Source organism: Mesobacillus persicus, from assembly GCF_900109925.1.
Taxonomy (GTDB): domain Bacteria; phylum Bacillota; class Bacilli; order Bacillales; family Cytobacillaceae; genus Mesobacillus_B; species Mesobacillus_B persicus.
Genome location: NZ_FOBW01000003.1, coordinates 243922 through 261096, shown reverse-complemented (window position 1 = coordinate 261096; position 17175 = coordinate 243922). Strand labels below are relative to the sequence as shown.

The 17175-nt window shown below is 38.4% G+C and carries 16 protein-coding genes; 7 read left to right on the top strand and 9 right to left on the bottom strand.

Going from position 1 to position 17175, the window contains the following annotated elements:
• Positions 1-341 precede the first annotated feature (341 nt).
• A complete protein-coding gene (locus BMX30_RS06350) occupies positions 342-1025 on the top strand; it encodes a hypothetical protein (protein ID WP_090742421.1) in 684 nt (227 codons plus the stop codon).
• Between the two features lie 119 nt (positions 1026-1144).
• Here the strand turns inward: BMX30_RS06350 and BMX30_RS06345 are convergent, their stop codons facing one another.
• Both BMX30_RS06345 and BMX30_RS06340 read right to left on the bottom strand, forming a co-directional pair.
• The gene (locus tag BMX30_RS06345; RefSeq protein ID WP_090742418.1) at positions 1145-2020 is read right to left on the bottom strand and encodes a foldase protein PrsA; all 876 of its coding nucleotides are present in this window, start codon (positions 2018-2020) and stop codon (positions 1145-1147) included.
• Between the two features lie 306 nt (positions 2021-2326).
• Positions 2327-3334 (bottom strand): multicopper oxidase domain-containing protein, encoded by a 1008-nt coding sequence (locus BMX30_RS06340; protein ID WP_425283741.1) that lies wholly within the window; start codon positions 3332-3334, stop codon positions 2327-2329.
• A gap of 902 nt (positions 3335-4236) precedes the next feature.
• Between BMX30_RS06340 and BMX30_RS06335 the strand changes: the two genes are divergently transcribed.
• A complete protein-coding gene (locus BMX30_RS06335; protein ID WP_090742412.1) occupies positions 4237-4659 on the top strand; it encodes a DUF6220 domain-containing protein in 423 nt (140 codons plus the stop codon).
• 103 nt (positions 4660-4762) lie between these two features.
• On the opposite strand, the gene BMX30_RS06330 is transcribed toward BMX30_RS06335, so the two are convergent.
• On the bottom strand, positions 4763-5467 hold the full coding sequence (locus tag BMX30_RS06330) for an RraA family protein (protein WP_090742410.1): 705 nt from the start codon (positions 5465-5467) through the stop codon (positions 4763-4765).
• 252 nt (positions 5468-5719) lie between these two features.
• Between BMX30_RS06330 and BMX30_RS06325 the strand changes: the two genes are divergently transcribed.
• Positions 5720-5974, top strand: coding sequence for a hypothetical protein (locus BMX30_RS06325; protein WP_090742407.1), 255 nt, complete (start codon positions 5720-5722; stop codon positions 5972-5974).
• A 146-nt stretch (positions 5975-6120) separates the two neighbouring features.
• Here the strand turns inward: BMX30_RS06325 and BMX30_RS06320 are convergent, their stop codons facing one another.
• Both BMX30_RS06320 and BMX30_RS06315 read right to left on the bottom strand, forming a co-directional pair.
• Complete coding sequence (locus BMX30_RS06320) at positions 6121-7095, bottom strand: tRNA dihydrouridine synthase (RefSeq protein ID WP_090742751.1); 975 nt, start codon at positions 7093-7095, stop codon at positions 6121-6123.
• Positions 7096-7361: 266 nt separating this feature from the next.
• Positions 7362-7943: a DUF6944 family repetitive protein gene (locus BMX30_RS06315; RefSeq protein ID WP_090742404.1), complete on the bottom strand. Its 582-nt coding sequence runs from the start codon at positions 7941-7943 to the stop codon at positions 7362-7364.
• A gap of 335 nt (positions 7944-8278) precedes the next feature.
• On the opposite strand from BMX30_RS06315, the gene BMX30_RS06310 reads away from it, so the two are divergent.
• Entirely contained in the window at positions 8279-9214 is a 936-nt protein-coding gene (locus BMX30_RS06310) for a LysM peptidoglycan-binding domain-containing protein (protein WP_090742401.1), read from the top strand.
• Positions 9215-9285: 71 nt separating this feature from the next.
• Here BMX30_RS06310 and BMX30_RS06305 read toward each other — a convergent pair whose 3' ends face one another.
• Positions 9286-11418 (bottom strand): sensor domain-containing protein, encoded by a 2133-nt coding sequence (locus BMX30_RS06305; RefSeq protein ID WP_090742398.1) that lies wholly within the window; start codon positions 11416-11418, stop codon positions 9286-9288.
• 290 nt (positions 11419-11708) lie between these two features.
• On the bottom strand, positions 11709-13142 hold the full coding sequence (locus tag BMX30_RS06300) for a YcdB/YcdC domain-containing protein (RefSeq protein WP_244532519.1): 1434 nt from the start codon (positions 13140-13142) through the stop codon (positions 11709-11711).
• 469 nt (positions 13143-13611) lie between these two features.
• Here BMX30_RS06300 and BMX30_RS06295 point away from each other — a divergent pair, with 469 nt between their 5' ends.
• The gene (locus BMX30_RS06295) at positions 13612-14568 is read left to right on the top strand and encodes a DMT family transporter (RefSeq protein ID WP_090742392.1); all 957 of its coding nucleotides are present in this window, start codon (positions 13612-13614) and stop codon (positions 14566-14568) included.
• Positions 14569-14604: 36 nt separating this feature from the next.
• On the opposite strand, the gene BMX30_RS06290 is transcribed toward BMX30_RS06295, so the two are convergent.
• Together BMX30_RS06290 and BMX30_RS06285 are read right to left on the bottom strand one after the other, a co-directional pair.
• Positions 14605-15324, bottom strand: coding sequence for an HAD family hydrolase (locus BMX30_RS06290; protein WP_170843806.1), 720 nt, complete (start codon positions 15322-15324; stop codon positions 14605-14607).
• A gap of 115 nt (positions 15325-15439) precedes the next feature.
• A complete protein-coding gene (locus BMX30_RS06285) occupies positions 15440-16168 on the bottom strand; it encodes a metallophosphoesterase (protein ID WP_211482055.1) in 729 nt (242 codons plus the stop codon).
• A 194-nt stretch (positions 16169-16362) separates the two neighbouring features.
• Here BMX30_RS06285 and BMX30_RS06280 point away from each other — a divergent pair, with 194 nt between their 5' ends.
• Both BMX30_RS06280 and BMX30_RS06275 read left to right on the top strand, forming a co-directional pair.
• On the top strand, positions 16363-16824 hold the full coding sequence (locus BMX30_RS06280; RefSeq protein WP_090742383.1) for a hypothetical protein: 462 nt from the start codon (positions 16363-16365) through the stop codon (positions 16822-16824).
• Between the two features lie 219 nt (positions 16825-17043).
• Positions 17044-17172: a DUF2639 domain-containing protein gene (locus BMX30_RS06275; protein ID WP_090742380.1), complete on the top strand. Its 129-nt coding sequence runs from the start codon at positions 17044-17046 to the stop codon at positions 17170-17172.
• Positions 17173-17175 lie beyond the last annotated feature (3 nt).

Below are 17175 nucleotides of genomic sequence, written 5' to 3'. Positions count from 1 at the left end.
TCTATAATAAACCTAATTACATTGGTAGTGCACTGTTTTTAATTAGACCTTTGATTCAATTCATCAAAAGATTTCACTTGAAGAAAGTTCGCAATCCTGAATATTAGGAAATCCTAAATTTTATAATTACCCGCAGTTGAAATGCCTGTAATAACCCGATATTTCTTGTTTTACAAAGATGTTGAGCCAAATTAAAATAGATTGTGCGCTTAAAATTTTGGGAGTAGTAAATGGACTGGTAATAATCCCCTCAATTCAGGGGAAAGTTAACAATGTCGGGTATTATTCATTAAATTACTTAGCTTTTGAAAAAGTTAAACGAATTGAAGGGAGAGTTATATATGAAACTGTACCAAGTAAGGAAAGGGCAATTTGTTTATTTTAACAATGAGTTACACCGGGTATATTCCGTAAAGCCTATATACAAACAGTCCGTCCACCTAATCAGGTTGAAGGATTTATCACAGCATTTAACCAATGCCTCTGAAGTTGAAAAATATAAACCTCAACATAATGACAGCTTTATTTTCAACCATAGGGCTTATACCCTTCACAAGGATAAAAGAGCTGAATCAGGGGACCATATCTTAATTACGAATCCAAGTCCCGATTATATGGATCATTATACATTAAACGAAATTGAGATTGTATCGTCTGTTGAGCCCAAAGGGGTGATCACCAATAAGTCTAATGGCGTTAAACATAGCGAATACATACTGATGGTCCCGGGCCGTGATAAGGACAGTAATCCTATAGATTATTTTGATAAAAATATGGCAGATGATTTAACGGGCAACGATTCTGATCAGTCTACAACAAGTATCCAAGGTGAAATGCCGAATATTGGTGATGTGTATAAAAAGCAAGGTAGCGATCCTTCCATTGAGGCGATGATCGTCGCTATCCACGGCGAAACGATTTTTCTAGGAAACAATTTAGAACTCTCCTTGAGTGAGTTAAACGATAGTGAAAAATGGGAGTTTCAATATAGTCTCCTAGAAGGGGTAATTATCGAGGAAGAATGAAAGAGTCACTGTGACTACCTGATACGTTTGTCCCCTATCAAAAAAAAAGCGCTTGGTTCATTATTCGATCCAAGCGCCTTTCTATGCCTACGATAAGTTAATCTCTCACCTTTCCGTAATCATTCTAATGTATTTTTGATGGTGTATTCTTCTTTTTTCTCTGCTAACCAAGTTGTGTATTCACTTTGAATTTTTTCATTAAACAAGATTTCATTAATTTTCTCCTTATGCTCTTCAAATACAGCTTCTTTTGCTTCCTTTTTATCTGTAACTTTAATAATATGGAAGCCATATTCTGTTTTAACTGGATCGCTTATTGCTCCAACTTCCATTGAAAAAGCGGTATTTTCAAATTCCTCTACCATATCTCCATTGCCAAAGTATCCTAGGTCTCCGCCACTTGCTGCATTTGCCGTATCCGTTGAATATTCTGCTGCTAATTCAGCAAAGTCTCCACCTGCTGCAAGCTTTTCAGCTACTTCCGTAGCCGTCGCTTCGTCCTCTACCAGAATATGACTAGCTTCGACCTGCTCTAGTTCATCAAAGGATTCCTTATTTTCATCAAAATAAGTTTGCAGCTCTTCCCCGGTAATTTCAATACGAGGTTCCAAGAGTTTTTCTAGTTTTAAGTAGTTTTCTATCTCCAGCTTAAGGTCACCTTCTGATACCCCACTTTGCTTTAATGCTGCTGAAAGTGCTTCTTCTCCACCATAAGAATCTACATATGAATTGTATTCCTCATCAATTTCTTTATCAGATACGGTTATTTTCTCTTTATCTGCTTCCATCTCGATGATTTTATTATCAATTAGAGCCGAAAGTTCAGTTGCCCCATATTGTCCGACTAAAACATCATATAACTCGTCCTTCGTGATTTTTTCCCCATCAATACTTGCGATTGTCTCTTGTTTTGAGAAACCTAATCCTACAATCAGTGCAACAACCACAAGGATTATTCCCCCGATTGCAAGTTGGCCCTTTTTATTTTTAAACATATTATCCCTCCAAACACATTGTCCTTTTATTAAGGCTAGTACCCAGCGTAACGTGGAAATATGAACAAACTATGACCAAGTTATTAATGGACGATGAATTGTTAGGAACCATGTGAAAAAGTTCGCCAGCCACTATTTGATAGAAAAGTAAAATCAGAAAAGAGCCACTAATAGAAAGAGAGATGTGTTGGAAGGCTTCTCCCTTTTGTTAGTGACTCTAAGTGGTGTTTATCAAAAAGTTTAGTTATCTTCAAGACCACCTTTTTACCTTTTACAGCGTGGGATGGTTTTATTAACTAAAGATTCCTAGTGTGCCTTGGTTTCGGTTCCGTCGTCAAGACCGTCCTTTGTGACTTTCAAAACGGCGACTGCACCTTTTGTTGCGTGATTAAACTGATGAGTGACCATTGAGTAGCTGCCTTCTTTTGTGACGGTGAATTCAACGACCGCGCCACCACTTGCTGGAAGCATAACCGTTTGCAATCCTTTCATCAGGTTATAAGGATTTCCATCGACATAGACGTTATCAAACACAGTGCCAACCACATGGAAGCTGCTCACTTCATTTGGCCCTACGTTGTTTATATAGAGTCTGACTTTGTCGCCGACTTTAGCGAGGAGTGGAGTTTCGACAAGGGCACCGACTGTACCGTTTGTATTCACATCGCCCTCTTTTAAAGCTTTAGCTGAAAAGACAACATTGCTTGGTACTCCATTGGTGAAATCTTCTAAGTCGTTGTACTTATACCATTCATTCTGAATGATGACAAATTCACGGTCGATTTCAGAATCAGTCGGGTATCCGTCTTTCGGTTTGACAATAATCGTACCGTGCATTCCATTGGCGATATGCGATAGCACGGGCTTTGTTCCACAATGATACATGAACACGCCTGGATTGTTGGCAGGATAAGTGAATGTACCTGTTTCGTTGGGCATAACATCAGCAAAATCAGTCGTTGGGGAGGCGTGAACGGCGTGGAAATCCATACTGTGTGGAATGGCTGGGTCGATGTTTTTCAAGGTAAAATTGATCAAATCCCCCTCATTGACGACAATCACCGGTCCAGGTGCTTCACCGTTAAAAGTCCAGGCTTTGTAGTTATTGCCTTTGGTTATTTCAATGTCTGTGATCTGGGACGTCATTTCAATGTTTACTTCATTCTCGCTGACGCGTTCAACTTTTAGGGGAATTGGTTCTTGATTAATCTCTTGATGTGGTTTGAACACTGGTGATTCCGCAGCATGCACGATTTTTTCATCCGGTTGCTCTTCCATAGAATTATTTCCAATAGTACAAGCACTTAACACCATGACTGAAGTGACAACGACAGCAGCAATATACCTTTTTTTACCCATCAACTTCCCCTCCATTTGTCCCTTTTATTCGAACAACTACGCCCCATGGATAGCGCTCACATAGAAGTTTGCCGGCGAGGTCTATTTAGACTATACTTCAATCTTAACGTGTGAAAATATGGCCCTAGTGATTTGAATCACATATTTTTCAGATACTTTTGAACATTTTGTGAAGTGCTGAGCAATTATTAACGTTGCTACGTTGTTAAGACACTTTACCTATCTGTTAAATAATATTGGTACGTTCAAAAGGTTATTTAAGGAACGAGGAGGCATACCTTCTACCACCGGGAGACTGACTTTTCCATATGATTCGGACAACCTGGAATCGTTCTATCCAATTGCAGAAGTATTTTTTGGGGATCGACTGGATGAACTCCCTAAAAAAAGGGTTTATTATAATAAAAAGAAAAAATAAAGTGGAGTGCCTCACATCCCGAATAAAAAAACTAAAAATAGTCGGTTGGTGAACAACGCTGGGACCTCTTTCATCCAAGCGTTGTTTCTGTCTACGATGTGCTACTTTCTCGCAATAATTATTCTGTTTAATTATATATTCCTTCTTTTACTTCCAAACAAATTGTGTATTCGCTATGAATTCTTCATTAAATAGGATTTCACTTATTACCTCTTTATGACTTTCATTTAAAGCTTCTAATGCCCCTTCTTATCGGTAAATGTCTAATAGTTTTCCAGCTAGACATGGATTAATAGAAAACATACAAAAAGAGTTCATAATTTAAAAATGGTTTCGTCACATTTTATTATATATTTATTTAAGACTATTAAAAAAATAAAAATGCATGGTAGGTGTGCATGTCTAGGTTTTTGAGAATAGAAATGAAGGGGACTTCCAAATGAGATTGAGTGAGAAAAGTAAGGCTAAGATTCAAAAGTACTCTCGAACCTTATTTTTCCTGTTATCATGGATTCTTTTGCTTGGGATCGTCACACAGGTTGCTTTAGCAGGCTTAGCTGTTTTTGTTGATGGTGGATTTTGGCAAAAACACCGAGCTGTGATGAATGGAATTGAGTTTATTCCAGTTTTAATGTTTATTTTTGGTCATACTGGCGGGATTCCTAAATTCTATAGAGCAGTGACCTTTTTGTTATTCTTTTTTCTCAACTTCCAATACTATACGACTTCCGGTTGGCTTGGTGCTATTCATTCAGTATTTGCACTCGTCTTATTTATGATTTCCTTATATGTCGCTTGGGGTTCCTATCAAATTGTAGTAAAAAACAAGAAATTAAATATGGATACTATGAGGTTCCAATAAATTTCATATAGGAATATGGAAAAGATACATAGCACAAAAATAGGGTCGGCCCCTCACGGAAGTAACACTTATTCGTCCAGGGGACCCTATTCTACGAATCTCGTCATCTCTTCTCAAGAGCACGTTCCTGATAGTTAAATCCATTTTGCATTAACTGGTCAATATCAATAAGTTCTCCAATCGTAGCTCCAGCCTTTAGTTTTTCTTGAACCCCGTCCTCGACTTCCAATAGAGATCTTGTTTTGTTCAGGATTTCTTCCGCTTCTTCATTCGGCACAACGACTATTCCGTTTCCATCAATGATAATCATGTCACCAGGGTGTACGGGCAAGCCTGCGCATTGTACCGGTACATTTACATGGCCATATCCAGCAATTGCTCCGACATTGGGTACGATTCCCTTCGAAAAGACGGGAAACTTCAATTTTCTTATTTCCTCTACATCTCGAAACGATCCATCGATTACTGCCGCGGCCACTCTTTTGTTCATGGCAGACATGGTGATATTTTCTCCCCAAAATGCCGAATTCGCATTTCCTTGGGCATCTACCACGATAATATCTTCAGGCTGAGCGAGGTCCACCGCTTTTATCACAGCAGATAAATCACCACCAACTGTCTTTGCCGTAATTACCGTACCTGCCAACCGGATACCTTCAAACAATGGTTTCATATCAGCAGTCATTGCCCCTGCCCTTCCCATATTATCTGAGATAGCACAAGTCACAGACTCATAGTTTTTCACCAACTCTTTATACCCTTCGACTATAGTTTGTTGAGGGCGCTTAACTGATTCTATAACAGTCATCTACATCCTTCCTTTCACCTCTAGATATGTTTATCTTCTATATCTAAACCCTCATTCCCTTCTCAATAGTAAGTCGATTGGCCGGAGGTTGGTCAAAAAAACGGAATCAGTCCCCTAGTAGAGTAAAGCATTACTTCCAATCGGGGGACTGATCTCGTATAGGGTTCCTTTAACAATTATTCCAGCCTTCTAAGCCTATACCCATTCACATCAATTTGCATAGGCTAGTAATGAAAAGGAGGTTGATACCCATTGGCTAAGTATAGAAAAAAACCTGTTATTGTTGAGGCTGTGAAGCTAACAAGGTCTATTACAATTGAAACATCCAATGGTACGATGAAGGGGCTACCGGGGGATTATCTAATCACAGATGCAGACGGCGAACAATACCCTTGTGATAGAAATCAATTTGAAGCCGAGTATGAACTAGTAAAAGGACAAATTGATCTTAAGGAAATTTTTCAAAAAGCCTTTTTGTATATAAGAACAAAGATATATAAAACCTAACGAATTTTTTAGGGAGTTGAATGGCGTGCCCTGCCATAACAGAAAAAAGGGTCAGCCCCTTACTGAAGTAACGCTTTACTCCAGCGAGGGATTGACCCTAAAAGCCATAGTCCTGTGTTTTGGGTTATCTAGGAACCTAACGACCCTTACTGTTCCCCCACTCCATCAAGATACTTTGCCTCAAAGTGATTGAGCAATGCACGAGCTTCATCTGACGACTCTGTGTTCATTAATTGATTTCTTAACTCACTTGCCCCTCTAAATCCTTTGACATAAATCTTAAAGAAGCGATGAAGAGCTTTGAACGAACGCAACTCGTATTGATCATGGAGATCCAGATGCAATCGTAACAGATCAAGCAGTTCCTTACTACTATGGTCTTTCTTCTCTTTTTCAAAGGCAAATGGATTACTGAAAATCCCGCGCCCAATCATTACCCCATCAACACCATACTTCTCTACGAGCTCCAAGCCCGTTTGACGGTCAGGAATATCTCCATTGATTGTCAAAAGTGTATCAGGTGCCACTTCGTCACGAAGTTTCTTAATCTCCGGAATCAATTCCCAATGAGCATCTACTTTGCTCATTTCATTCCTTGTACGCAGATGAATGGATAGATTCACTATATCTTGTTTAAATATGTGTGTTAGCCATTCCTTCCACTCGTCTACTTCCGCGAAACCAAGCCTTGTTTTTACACTTACAGGCAAACCGCCTGCTTTTGCTGCTTGTATTAATTCTGCCGCAACTTCAGGACGGCGGATCAAACCGCTTCCTTTCCCATGCTGAGCCACATTAGGGACAGGACAGCCCATGTTAATGTCAATCCCGCGAAATCCTAGTTCCGCCATCCCAATACTCATTTGCCGGAAGTATTCAGGCTTGTCCCCCCAGATATGGGCGACAATTGGTTGCTCATCCTCTGTAAAAGTCAAGCGCCCACGCACACTATTGATTCCCTCCGGGTGACAGTAACTCTCAGAGTTTGTAAACTCTGTAAAAAACACATCAGGTCTCCCAGCTTCACTCACTACATGACGAAAAACAACATCCGTTACATCTTCCATTGGTGCCAATATAAAAAATGGTCGTGGTAGATCACGCCAGAAATTTTCTTTCATTTCAAATCCAAATCCTCTCATAATGGGATCAGGCCAGCCCTTACCCAAAATTAAAAAGCAGAATGTCTCTGCTCCTTTTACACTTATACCACGGTTCAGCCATTTTTATCAATTGGATTGCAAATGTTTATTTTCACCAAATCGTGGAATAAAGAGGTCTGTGGGATTTTTTCTGTCATCGTAAATTGCGAAAATCAGGGTTGGACCCTACTGAAGTAACACTTTGCTCACCAAGGTCCTAAACCCCAAAAATAACACCCAAAACCTCAGCTCTCCTCCTTTAATTGTCCAATCAAGCACATGACTGAACCCACTGCTTGAATCCAGCTACCACTAACATGTAAGGTTTGGGTGTATCTTGTGTCTCCTCCTTGATTTCCTTTTGCACCATACATGATTTCCTTATCTTTTAATTCATATGTGACACTAGTGGCTTGTAGCGAATTGCCAATCGCCTGCAGTAGATTTCCTATTAAAATAAGTGTCTGATTTCCATTTGAGCGCTCTTTCAGCTGATCACCAACGACCGTTAAGCCGCCCAGAGCTTGTAACCAGTTCCCTGTAATGATTAATTTTTGTTTTGTTTCCTCATTAAAATCGATAATGATTCCTGTAACACAACTACTATTTCCAATTGCCTGAATTTCGTTGCCGAGTTTTTCTAGTGGCTCTCCTACTTCATCCGCTTGAAGAGCATTTCCCGTTCCCTGCATAACATTTCCAATCAAATCTATATTGGTAAGCGATTGTTCACTCACATATGGGAAGGGGGTACTTCCGATCGCCGAAACCACTGTTCCAATTGCTTGCGTCCACGCACCAAAGATTGATTTGAATTCATTTCCCATTTAAATCAACGTCCATCTAAAAATCATTTATGGGAATATATTATTCAGCGAAGTGTTGTGAGGTGAAGCATGGGGACGGTTCTTCTGCTTCCAAACATCTCCCTGTACCCCAACCCCAAATATCAGATTCTCCTTTCCTTTTACGTTCATCTTGTTCGTCGCGTTACAAGGGTACACTAATTCGAGAATTTACATAGGTCTTTTCTCCTACTTCTGAAACAATGTTACCCGTTTGTTATTATCGACATATAATTAATATCTCCCTGTTCTTTTTCTGAAAGATAACTATGGTAAGCTAGTCCTCAAGTAAGAGAAAGCCGATGGGAGGCAACAAAATGAAACGTAAAATCTTATCATTGATTGCAGCAGCGGCAATCTATATACCAGCCGCTTCTATTGTACAAGCAGAAGAAATTACTATTCAAAAAGGTGACACGCTTTGGGATTTATCTAGAAAATATGGAGTATCCATTGATTCCCTAAAACAATGGAACAGTCTATCTGATGATCTCATTTATGCATATGATTCTCTTGAAGTATCCCCTTCTGAAAATTTCCTGGTAGAAAAAGGAGATACCCTTTGGGACATTTCTCGATCCTATGGCGTTACTGTTCGTGACTTAAAGAATTGGAACGATTTAGAGTCAAACCTGATTCATCCTAATTTAGATCTAACCGTATACACGAGTGAAAAGGATGCAATAGAAACGAAAACCGATAATGATAATAAGAAAGATATATCGGAAGATTTTAAGTCTGAAAGAATGGAAGAAGAGATAAAAACAGATTTGAAAACAAATGAGGTTACTAAAAAGAACCCAGAGACTGAAGAAATTATAGAGGTTCAAGAAGAGAACGTTAAAGTAGAAAAAAACAAAGCGGTTAAAGAAGTGGTGAAGCAAGAACTTCCCGAAAGAAAAGAGAACATAGAAGAAAAAACAGAGACAGTATCCGCTGAACCGAAAAAGGTTGAACCGTCTGGCAAGGAACTTACTGTTACCGCAACCGCCTATACCGCAGAATGCAAGGGCTGCATCGGCATTACGAAAACAGGAGTTAATTTAAAAGAAAACCCCGATGCAAAAGTAATTGCCGTTGATCCATCTGTTATTCCTCTCGGTTCAAAAGTCCACGTAGAGGGATATGGATATGCTACCGCCGAAGATATAGGTGGAGCTATTAAAGGAAACAAGATTGATGTCTTCATTCCGGAACAAGATGATGCTTTGGAATGGGGCAGAAAAGAAGTAAAACTTACGATTGTTGAATAACATAGAAAAAGGGGTCAGTCCCCAATGAAGCAAACGCTACTTCATTGGGGACTGACCCTGAAAACCCATAATCAAACCGTCGTTATTTCACTTCTAGGTAACCGATGCAGGTCTGCTGGTAATGGACGGCTGAAGTAATACCCTTGTCCAGCATCGCATTTTTCTTTTTTAAGAAAGGATAATTGAACATCGTCTTCTACCCCTTCTGCAATAACTCCCATATTTAACTTTTGGGCCAAGGATATAATCGTTGCCGTAATCGTTTTGCCATTTTTATCGCCAACAATATCGTTAATAAACGAACGGTCTATTTTCACACGATCAAAGGAAAATTGACGTAAATAACTAAGGGATGTATAGCCTGTACCAAAGTCATCAATGGCAATGGAAACGCCTAGTTTCTTTAACTTTGCTAAATTTTCTTTTAGTTGTTCCGTATCTTCCATGAGGATACTTTCCGTTACCTCAAGTTCCAGCCACTTCGAATCAAGCCCTACTTCCTCGAGGATTTTTGCAACCGTTTCAACAAAATTCTGCTGTTGCAACTGGATAGTAGAAATGTTTACAGCTATTTTAAACGGCGGATGCCCCTCTTCCTGCCACTTTTTATTTTGTGTACAAGCCATAGAGAGTACCCATTTTCCAATTGAAATAATTTGCCCGCTTTCCTCGGAGATAGGAATGAACTGATCAGGAGATAATAGACCAAATTGTGGGTGATTCCATCGGATTAAGGCCTCCATGCCGATGACTTCCCCAGTCTGCAAATCTATAATTGGTTGGTAGTGAAGCACGAATTCATTATTCGTCACCGCCGACTTCAAACCTTTTTCAATCGTTAACTTATAGTTTGCCTCGTGGTCCAACTCTTCAGAGTAAATCGTGTAATTGTTTTTCCCATATCTTTTTGAATAATACATCGCGGTATCTGCTTTTTTAATTAAATCATCCGTATTGACTTCCTCTCCAGTACTAAAAGCAATCCCAATACTCGCTGAGGTAGAAATAGAATGCCCGTAGATAGAGAAAGGCTCTGCTAATACCTGGTTAAGCCGTTCTGCCAGTTTAATCGTCTCTTCCTTCTTAATATTAGGTAGCACAATCGCAAACTCGTCACCAGCAAATCGACTAATTGTATCTGTGTTCCGCAGATTGTCTTTTAACCGTTCGGAAACACTTTTTAAAAATTCATCCCCTAATTGGTGACCTAGTGAATCATTTATAAATTTAAACCGGTCCAAGTCTAAGAAGAGAACAGCGGCCTGAGATTGGTTATGATTCGAATATTCCATTACCTGTTGTAGTCGATCCGAAAATAATCTTCGATTTGGCAAGTTCGTCAACGGATCGTAGAAAGCCAACTCTTCCATTCTTTTATTATATTCAACTTTATCGGTGATATCTTTTGCGATTCCATATGCCCCTACAATTTCTCCATCGACTTTCATTGGAAAACTAGTAACATTTAAGAACCTTTGACTACCATCCTTTTTAGTGATGGTGACATCACTTGTCGTAGTAAATCCCATTATCGACCTTTCAAAATTATGAATGGCTAGTGGCAAATCTTCAGAAATAATAATGGAAGGGAAGGTCATTTCTTGGATTTCATCGGCCGAATATCCAGATATCACTTCACACCCAGGGTTCGCATCCGTAAACTTTCCTTCCAAGTCGATTGTAAAAATGGCATCTGGATTATGATAAAAGAGCGATTCAAATCGTTCCTTGTTTTCTTTAAGTTTCTGGTGAGTAGTTACTTCTTCTGTTACATCTATAATGCTTCCAACCAAAACCTCTTTCCCATTTCGCTCAAAGGATATCTGGTGAATTTCCGTATACAGGAGACTTCCGTCTTTTTTTACAACTCTTAGACGATAACGTTCTTTTTCCTCTTGTGGATTTAATCTTTCACTGACTTTTTCTCGGTATTTTAGGAAATCATCGGGGTGAATAATTTGATCTAGAGTTACTCTTCCTGAATTTATTTCCTCTGCTTCGTAACCGGCATATTGAGAGAAAAGTGAATTCATATAGGTGAATTTTCCTTCTTCTCGGACAAACATCCCAATAGGAGCGTTTTGAATCATTGTGAGAAACATTTCCTTATAAAAGATTAATTGTTCTTGAACATCCCCATTCACTTGATCAAACAGTTCATCAATCTTTCCAAGTAATGTTTCTTTCTCTTTTCTGTTCGTCATGCCATCCCTCCGTATGTAGCCGTTCATTAAATTAGGTCCTCTTCTAAGCAAATTTTACTATGTCCACGTCCATATTACTGTAAAAGTTGTTACAATTCATTAAAGAATTTCATTTGCTATGTATTTATAATAGTCATAAAAATTGGTCCAGACTACCTGTATATACTTCCAGTTTTTCTATATATAATAGCCTAGAAAACTACGAAAAAAGGGAAAAGGGGTCAGTCCCCCAATGAAGTAAAGGCTTACTTCATTCGGGGGACTGACCCCTTTCCTTCAATCCTTCCAATTTACTTATCTTTTGCAGTAATCACGCTACCAGTCATAGCATCGATATACCTAATCGGAGTTCTCGTAAACCGGTCACATGCTTGGTAAACTAGAATATAAGATTCCGCTTCTGCATCATAATCTTTGTTCCAAGCCAACTCAAAGTCCAAGTGATTGAAAAAAATGGCCCTTGCTTCCTTTTTTGAAATCGCTGGTTCTGTAAGAATTTGGTTCAACTGTTCCATATCAAAACTTGGTCCATTATAATGATCAATTTGTCCTGTTTCACGATTCACTACAACAATTACAGTTTCTAACTGTACGGGTATGCCATTTCCATTATGTATCCGGAAAGAAAATGCTTCTTTTTTGCTAGCATCGTCTACCTCTCCATCTTCATTCTCTCGAACATTCAATTGAAGATACTTATAGTAATCTTGAAGGATCATTTCAAGAAATTCAGTCGCTTTTTGTAGGCATTCTTCACGAGAAAGACTCAGGTCCCCCTTCCGTTCATTAAACCACGAAAAGCTTCTTACTTTACCTGTTTTCTTTGAAATGAAGGCTTTCACTGTATCTTCTGAATGTCTTTTGAAAAAGCCATTTATCGATAAATCCTGTTCCTCCATTTTCCAGTTGCGATCCCGCCAAACCTTTCCCGTTTCTTCCCCCATATCGACTTCTCGAATCATTTCCATCTCCTCCGTGATTCCAATCAAAGCTTTCATTGATACATCTTTTCGAACGGCCGGATTTGAAGGAGTTGGAAGTGGAGCATAGGTTTCAGGTACATCTTCCTCATGTATAATACTCAAGGTTGGGGTCAATACCTCCGCTTTATATTTCATGAAAGATGGCTCCGGCTCATAAACAAAACGAAGTTCATCTTCTTTTACGTTGTGGAGATTTGTATATAGATTCGAAATTGTTTCTTGAAAATAAAGTCTATTATCTATATGTTCAATCAGTTTTTCTTTTGATATCAGAGTTGCTGGTATTTTAGGTATTTCCCCTGCTTTTTTATAAGAGAAAGTAACAATGTTGCCCATTGGGTCCACGTCAATAAAACTGCCAGCACCGCTTAGTGGTAAGTCCATGACCATCCTTTCATAGTAAAAACGATAAGCATGATCCAGTTGTTTCCTATCATAAAAGGTTAACTCGTTCAAAGTGTCAGGATAAAACTTTAGTAAAAATTGCTCAGCTCGTTCTTTTCTCTTTTCTACATTCAAAGGAACCGAATTATGATCACTATTATCTATTTCAATTGATAATCTAGTCAATTGACCCCCGAGATCTAGATTAATGGTGATACCCTCATTGCGTTCCTCATTTATCCATGAAAACATCGCCTCTTCCTCTGCATATTCCTCTATAATAGGGTGAAAATCAGCAGGAATATTGACGATTGATAAAGCTCGCTTTTTTAGTTCTTCCTTTTGCAATCCATTCACCTCCAAGGGTTTAATTTCGGTTAACTAGCTTATTTTGCTGTTTTTATTGCTAAAGGAATCTTCCTGCCCTAGTTTACTGCTGATCACAACGGAAAACGCTGGCTATGTTTTTTACAAATACTCAACCTTCAACTACTTCAATTAAATCACTGTGAATCTTTACAGAAAAAGATTCTAGTAGATCTCTTATTTTCTCATTGTGACGATAATATTCCTCGTCTGCTTTTTCGATTTCAGTTCTAGATATGATTTACCTTCTATATCTAGAGCCTTATTCCCTTCATAAGCCGATGAACATACAGAGGGACGTACCCTAAATGAGGCAAGCATCGTAAGAATTTTAATTTCTATTGACTCACAAAGAAGCAAAAGAACCGTCCCTTTGCTTCTGAGCATCCCTCATGTATTTGGATAAATCATGTGCTATGATAAACCAGTGTTAATCATATAAATTTAGGAGATGTATTAAGTGAATTCTGTCTTTCAAAATAAATGGGGCGTTTTAGGAATAGCTGTTATTTGTACATTGTTATGGGGCAGTGCTTTTCCGGTGTTAAAAATTAGTAATAGTGAATTACAGATTGCTGCAAATGATTCGATTGCACAAATTGTCTTTGCGGGGATCCGTTTTTTATTAGCTGGTGTTATTTTATTAACTTTTTTGTTCGTCACCAACCGCAAGCAATTATTGGTTAAACGATCTCATCTGTTCATATTAATCTTACTGGGAATCATGCAAACAGCTGTCCAGTACTATTTCTTTTATAACGGTTTATCGAAGGTTTCCGGAATGCAAGGGGCAATCCTCTCCTCAAGTGGAATCTTTCTTGCTGTAGTGATTGCGCATTTCTACTATAAAGATGATCATATGAATTGGAAAAAAACGCTTGGGATTGTCGCAGGTTTCACAGGAATTATTCTTGCCAACTGGGGGCAAGACTTTGAGTTTGGTTTTCAAATGACGGGAGAAGGATTTATGATTTTGTCTGGTTTGACAAGTGCGGTGGCGACGATTTTGACAAAGGAATTAGCCACAGATATCCCGCCTGTAACATTAACCGGATGGCAATTAACCATTGGGGCAATCGTCTTATTAGTCATTGGGGTTCCACAACTAAATGAACATGCGATTACCTTTACCCCATTTGGTTGGGGATTGCTGATTTATGCTGCTTTTCTTTCTGCCATCGCATTTGCTCTATGGACCAATCTCTTAAAATATAATAAAGCAGGAGAAGTGAGCATATACAAATTCCTTGCGCCTGTTTTTGGTACCATTCTATCCGCCTGGCTGATACCAGGAGAAAGTTTAACACTTATGATTGTTGGCGCCATTGGATTCGTTGCTTTTGGGATTATTATTATGAACTACCCTAAAAAACAAACGATTTCGCATAATGCAGATATAAAACAAAAGATCATTTAAAAACATGGGGACGGTTCTGGTGCTTCTTTCGAAGCATCAGAACCGTCCCTTTGCTTCCTTTTGTATCACTTCTAGTACCGACGACAGCTTGTTTATGAATGCAAGTGGTTTATGATTTGTTTCGCTCACTCTATTCCGGTGATTGAACCAGATGGACTCCCATCCTGCGTTAATTGGGGCTGCAATATCGTTTTCCCATGTATCTCCTATATAAAGATGTTCGTTTGGTGCAAACCCTGTCTTTCGAGCCACGTGTTCGAATAGTTGCGGGTTGGGTTTTGCGATTCCCACCTCATCTGAGATAAAGATCAAATCCCGATGAAAATAAGTTGTGATTCCAAGTGATTTAAGTTTTTTATACTGATGCTCAACAGGACCGTTGGTAATCACCCCGACGATAAAACCGTCATTTTTCAACGTTTCCAGCAAGGCAGGGACCTCCGGGAATAATTGAAGTTGAGCTAAGTGATGTTCATACCGACTTTGGAATTCACTTGCCTGCTCTCTTGTAATAGTCATTTGCAAACTTTCCAGAGCAAGAATGATTCGATTTATTCTAAGCTCCTCTAAAGTTAATTCATTGGCATTGTAACTTTTCCAAAGAATATCGCTAAAGTGGCGGAACTGTTTATATAAGACCACTGCGTCCACTTGCCCATAGTAGCTAGGCAGCGTTTCTTTCAATGCGTTAGATAATGGAAAAAGATGATCATGTAAGGTATCATCAAGATCAAAAAAGATTGCTTTTATAACCAATATATTTCCTCCCGTGTGATATGTCTTTCAAAAATTAACCTAGTTTTAACCTTAGCTTATCGAGGTTTATTGTCATCAATAACGGTGCAGCTAGACTAATCATTGAAGTGAACGGCTACTCCTCTTTTGTTAGTCTTCCTACCGTTTCTGTACTAAACTCCCCATTGTTGATGATAAGTGCATTTAATTGCCCTCCGAAGGCACACCCTCCATCAATCCCGATGACCCGGTTTGAACCGAAGTAAACATTGTCTTGATTATGTATTTTCCTTGCTAGTGTATGGCCGAAAATAACCGTCTCAGGCTTATTGTACCCATAAATAAATTCATCACGAAGATGAAGAAGCTCTAATTTTGTTGTTTTTTCCAGCCCGTTTATCGGACTAATCCCAGCATGAACAAAAATCAGCTCTCCATCCTTTTTAAATAACGGCAGTGATCTTACGAAGGAAATGTGTGATTGGAAACGTTCTTTAATGACTTTTCTTATTTGATTTTCTTTTCTTATATCCTTCAGTAATTCAGAGAATCCAATCCGATCCATGCCCAGTCTATGGAGACAACTATTAATGGTAGCCATTCCTCCATTCCTGCCGCCATAGTAAAGAAGGTTTTCCTTTTCCTCTAGCCATTGTAAAAATAAATCATCATGGTTGCCTAGTAAAGCCGTTGCCCCCTGACTACACCACTCGCTCACCATATCTAAAACTTTAATACTATCAGGTCCCGAATCAACATAGTCTCCTAAGAAGATCACTTCCTCTGGCTGAGCTTTTGTCTTTTTTAACAATAAATCAAGCTCTGCTGCACAACCATGAATATCAGAAATCGCAATTTGCCTCAAACTTTTCACCTCAACTCATTCCAAATAACAAAAACCATTTTAGGTAGCAGGAATACGTATGATTAAGAAGAGCTAAATCATTTTTCCCCTATGCCTTTTTACCGTATACTATACTAGTTATGTCTTATCTAGTTTGCTTTTTACATAAAATAAAACTTGAAAATTGCTGAAAGAAAAAAGGTTGTGAAGATTAGATGCTTTATATCAGAGATATCGAAAAGATCATCAAAAATACATTACTCGAGCTTAATTTGAAATTGAATTATGAGTTTAATAATGACATCATAGCACCAATGAGTTTTAATGTTTCTACCAATACCATAAAGTTTAATTATCTTCATATAAATGGTTTTCTAAGTCGTATTAAAATTAAAGAGTCCCAAGAGAATCTTATAAAAATTCTTCTTTTTCATGAAATTGGTTATTATCTAGATTATAAGAAAAACAAATATGACTTACGAACTCTTATGTATGGGGATGAGGAAGAAATTGAAAACCTTAAAACACAAATTGAAATGAACGCTTGGGATTATGGGAGAACTTTGGTACCCGATGAACTATTAGATTCGTATGATAAAGTTCGTGAATTAGATCGGGTTTTACTAATTTTTAATCGTTCACTTATTCCATTTTGGATAGGCAGGCTCTATTCGTAAATCATAAAACCGTTTTTAACGGTACACTCTATTCTATATCTAAAAGCCACAAAGTTTGAGGAAAAGCCTTAGAACTTTTTTAAACTTTTTTCTTTTTACCCCTTTCATTATCAGTTTCATAGATGTTACAATGGCACGTGTGAAATTCGTTACAGAGTTTTCATTTTCACAAATTAGTCTAGATTCCTAAATCTTCACGCAAAGAAAGGGTGTTTTTCAATGCATTATGGAAGCAAAGGCTGGTATGTTGAAAAGCTTAAAGAAGCTGGCATACGCACCTACGAAGAACGTAAAGTTGAGAGGTACAAAAAACACGTTCTTAAGCAATTATTAGACAAAACTAAATAACCT

What these genes read in the sequence shown, in the direction of transcription:
- BMX30_RS06350 (WP_090742421.1), top strand. Translation starts at nt 342, where the DNA reads ATGAAACTGTACCAAGTAAGGAAAGGGCAATTTGTTTATTTTAACAAT.
- BMX30_RS06345 (WP_090742418.1), bottom strand. Translation starts at nt 2,020, where the DNA reads ATGTTTAAAAATAAAAAGGGCCAACTTGCAATCGGGGGAATAATCCTT.
- BMX30_RS06340 (WP_425283741.1), bottom strand. Translation starts at nt 3,334, where the DNA reads ATGGTGTTAAGTGCTTGTACTATTGGAAATAATTCTATGGAAGAGCAA.
- BMX30_RS06335 (WP_090742412.1), top strand. Translation starts at nt 4,237, where the DNA reads ATGAGATTGAGTGAGAAAAGTAAGGCTAAGATTCAAAAGTACTCTCGA.
- BMX30_RS06330 (WP_090742410.1), bottom strand. Translation starts at nt 5,467, where the DNA reads ATGACTGTTATAGAATCAGTTAAGCGCCCTCAACAAACTATAGTCGAA.
- BMX30_RS06320 (WP_090742751.1), bottom strand. Translation starts at nt 7,095, where the DNA reads ATGAAAGAAAATTTCTGGCGTGATCTACCACGACCATTTTTTATATTG.
- BMX30_RS06315 (WP_090742404.1), bottom strand. Translation starts at nt 7,943, where the DNA reads ATGGGAAATGAATTCAAATCAATCTTTGGTGCGTGGACGCAAGCAATT.
- BMX30_RS06310 (WP_090742401.1), top strand. Translation starts at nt 8,279, where the DNA reads ATGAAACGTAAAATCTTATCATTGATTGCAGCAGCGGCAATCTATATA.
- BMX30_RS06305 (WP_090742398.1), bottom strand. Translation starts at nt 11,418, where the DNA reads ATGACGAACAGAAAAGAGAAAGAAACATTACTTGGAAAGATTGATGAA.
- BMX30_RS06280 (WP_090742383.1), top strand. Translation starts at nt 16,363, where the DNA reads ATGCTTTATATCAGAGATATCGAAAAGATCATCAAAAATACATTACTC.
- BMX30_RS06275 (WP_090742380.1), top strand. Translation starts at nt 17,044, where the DNA reads ATGCATTATGGAAGCAAAGGCTGGTATGTTGAAAAGCTTAAAGAAGCT.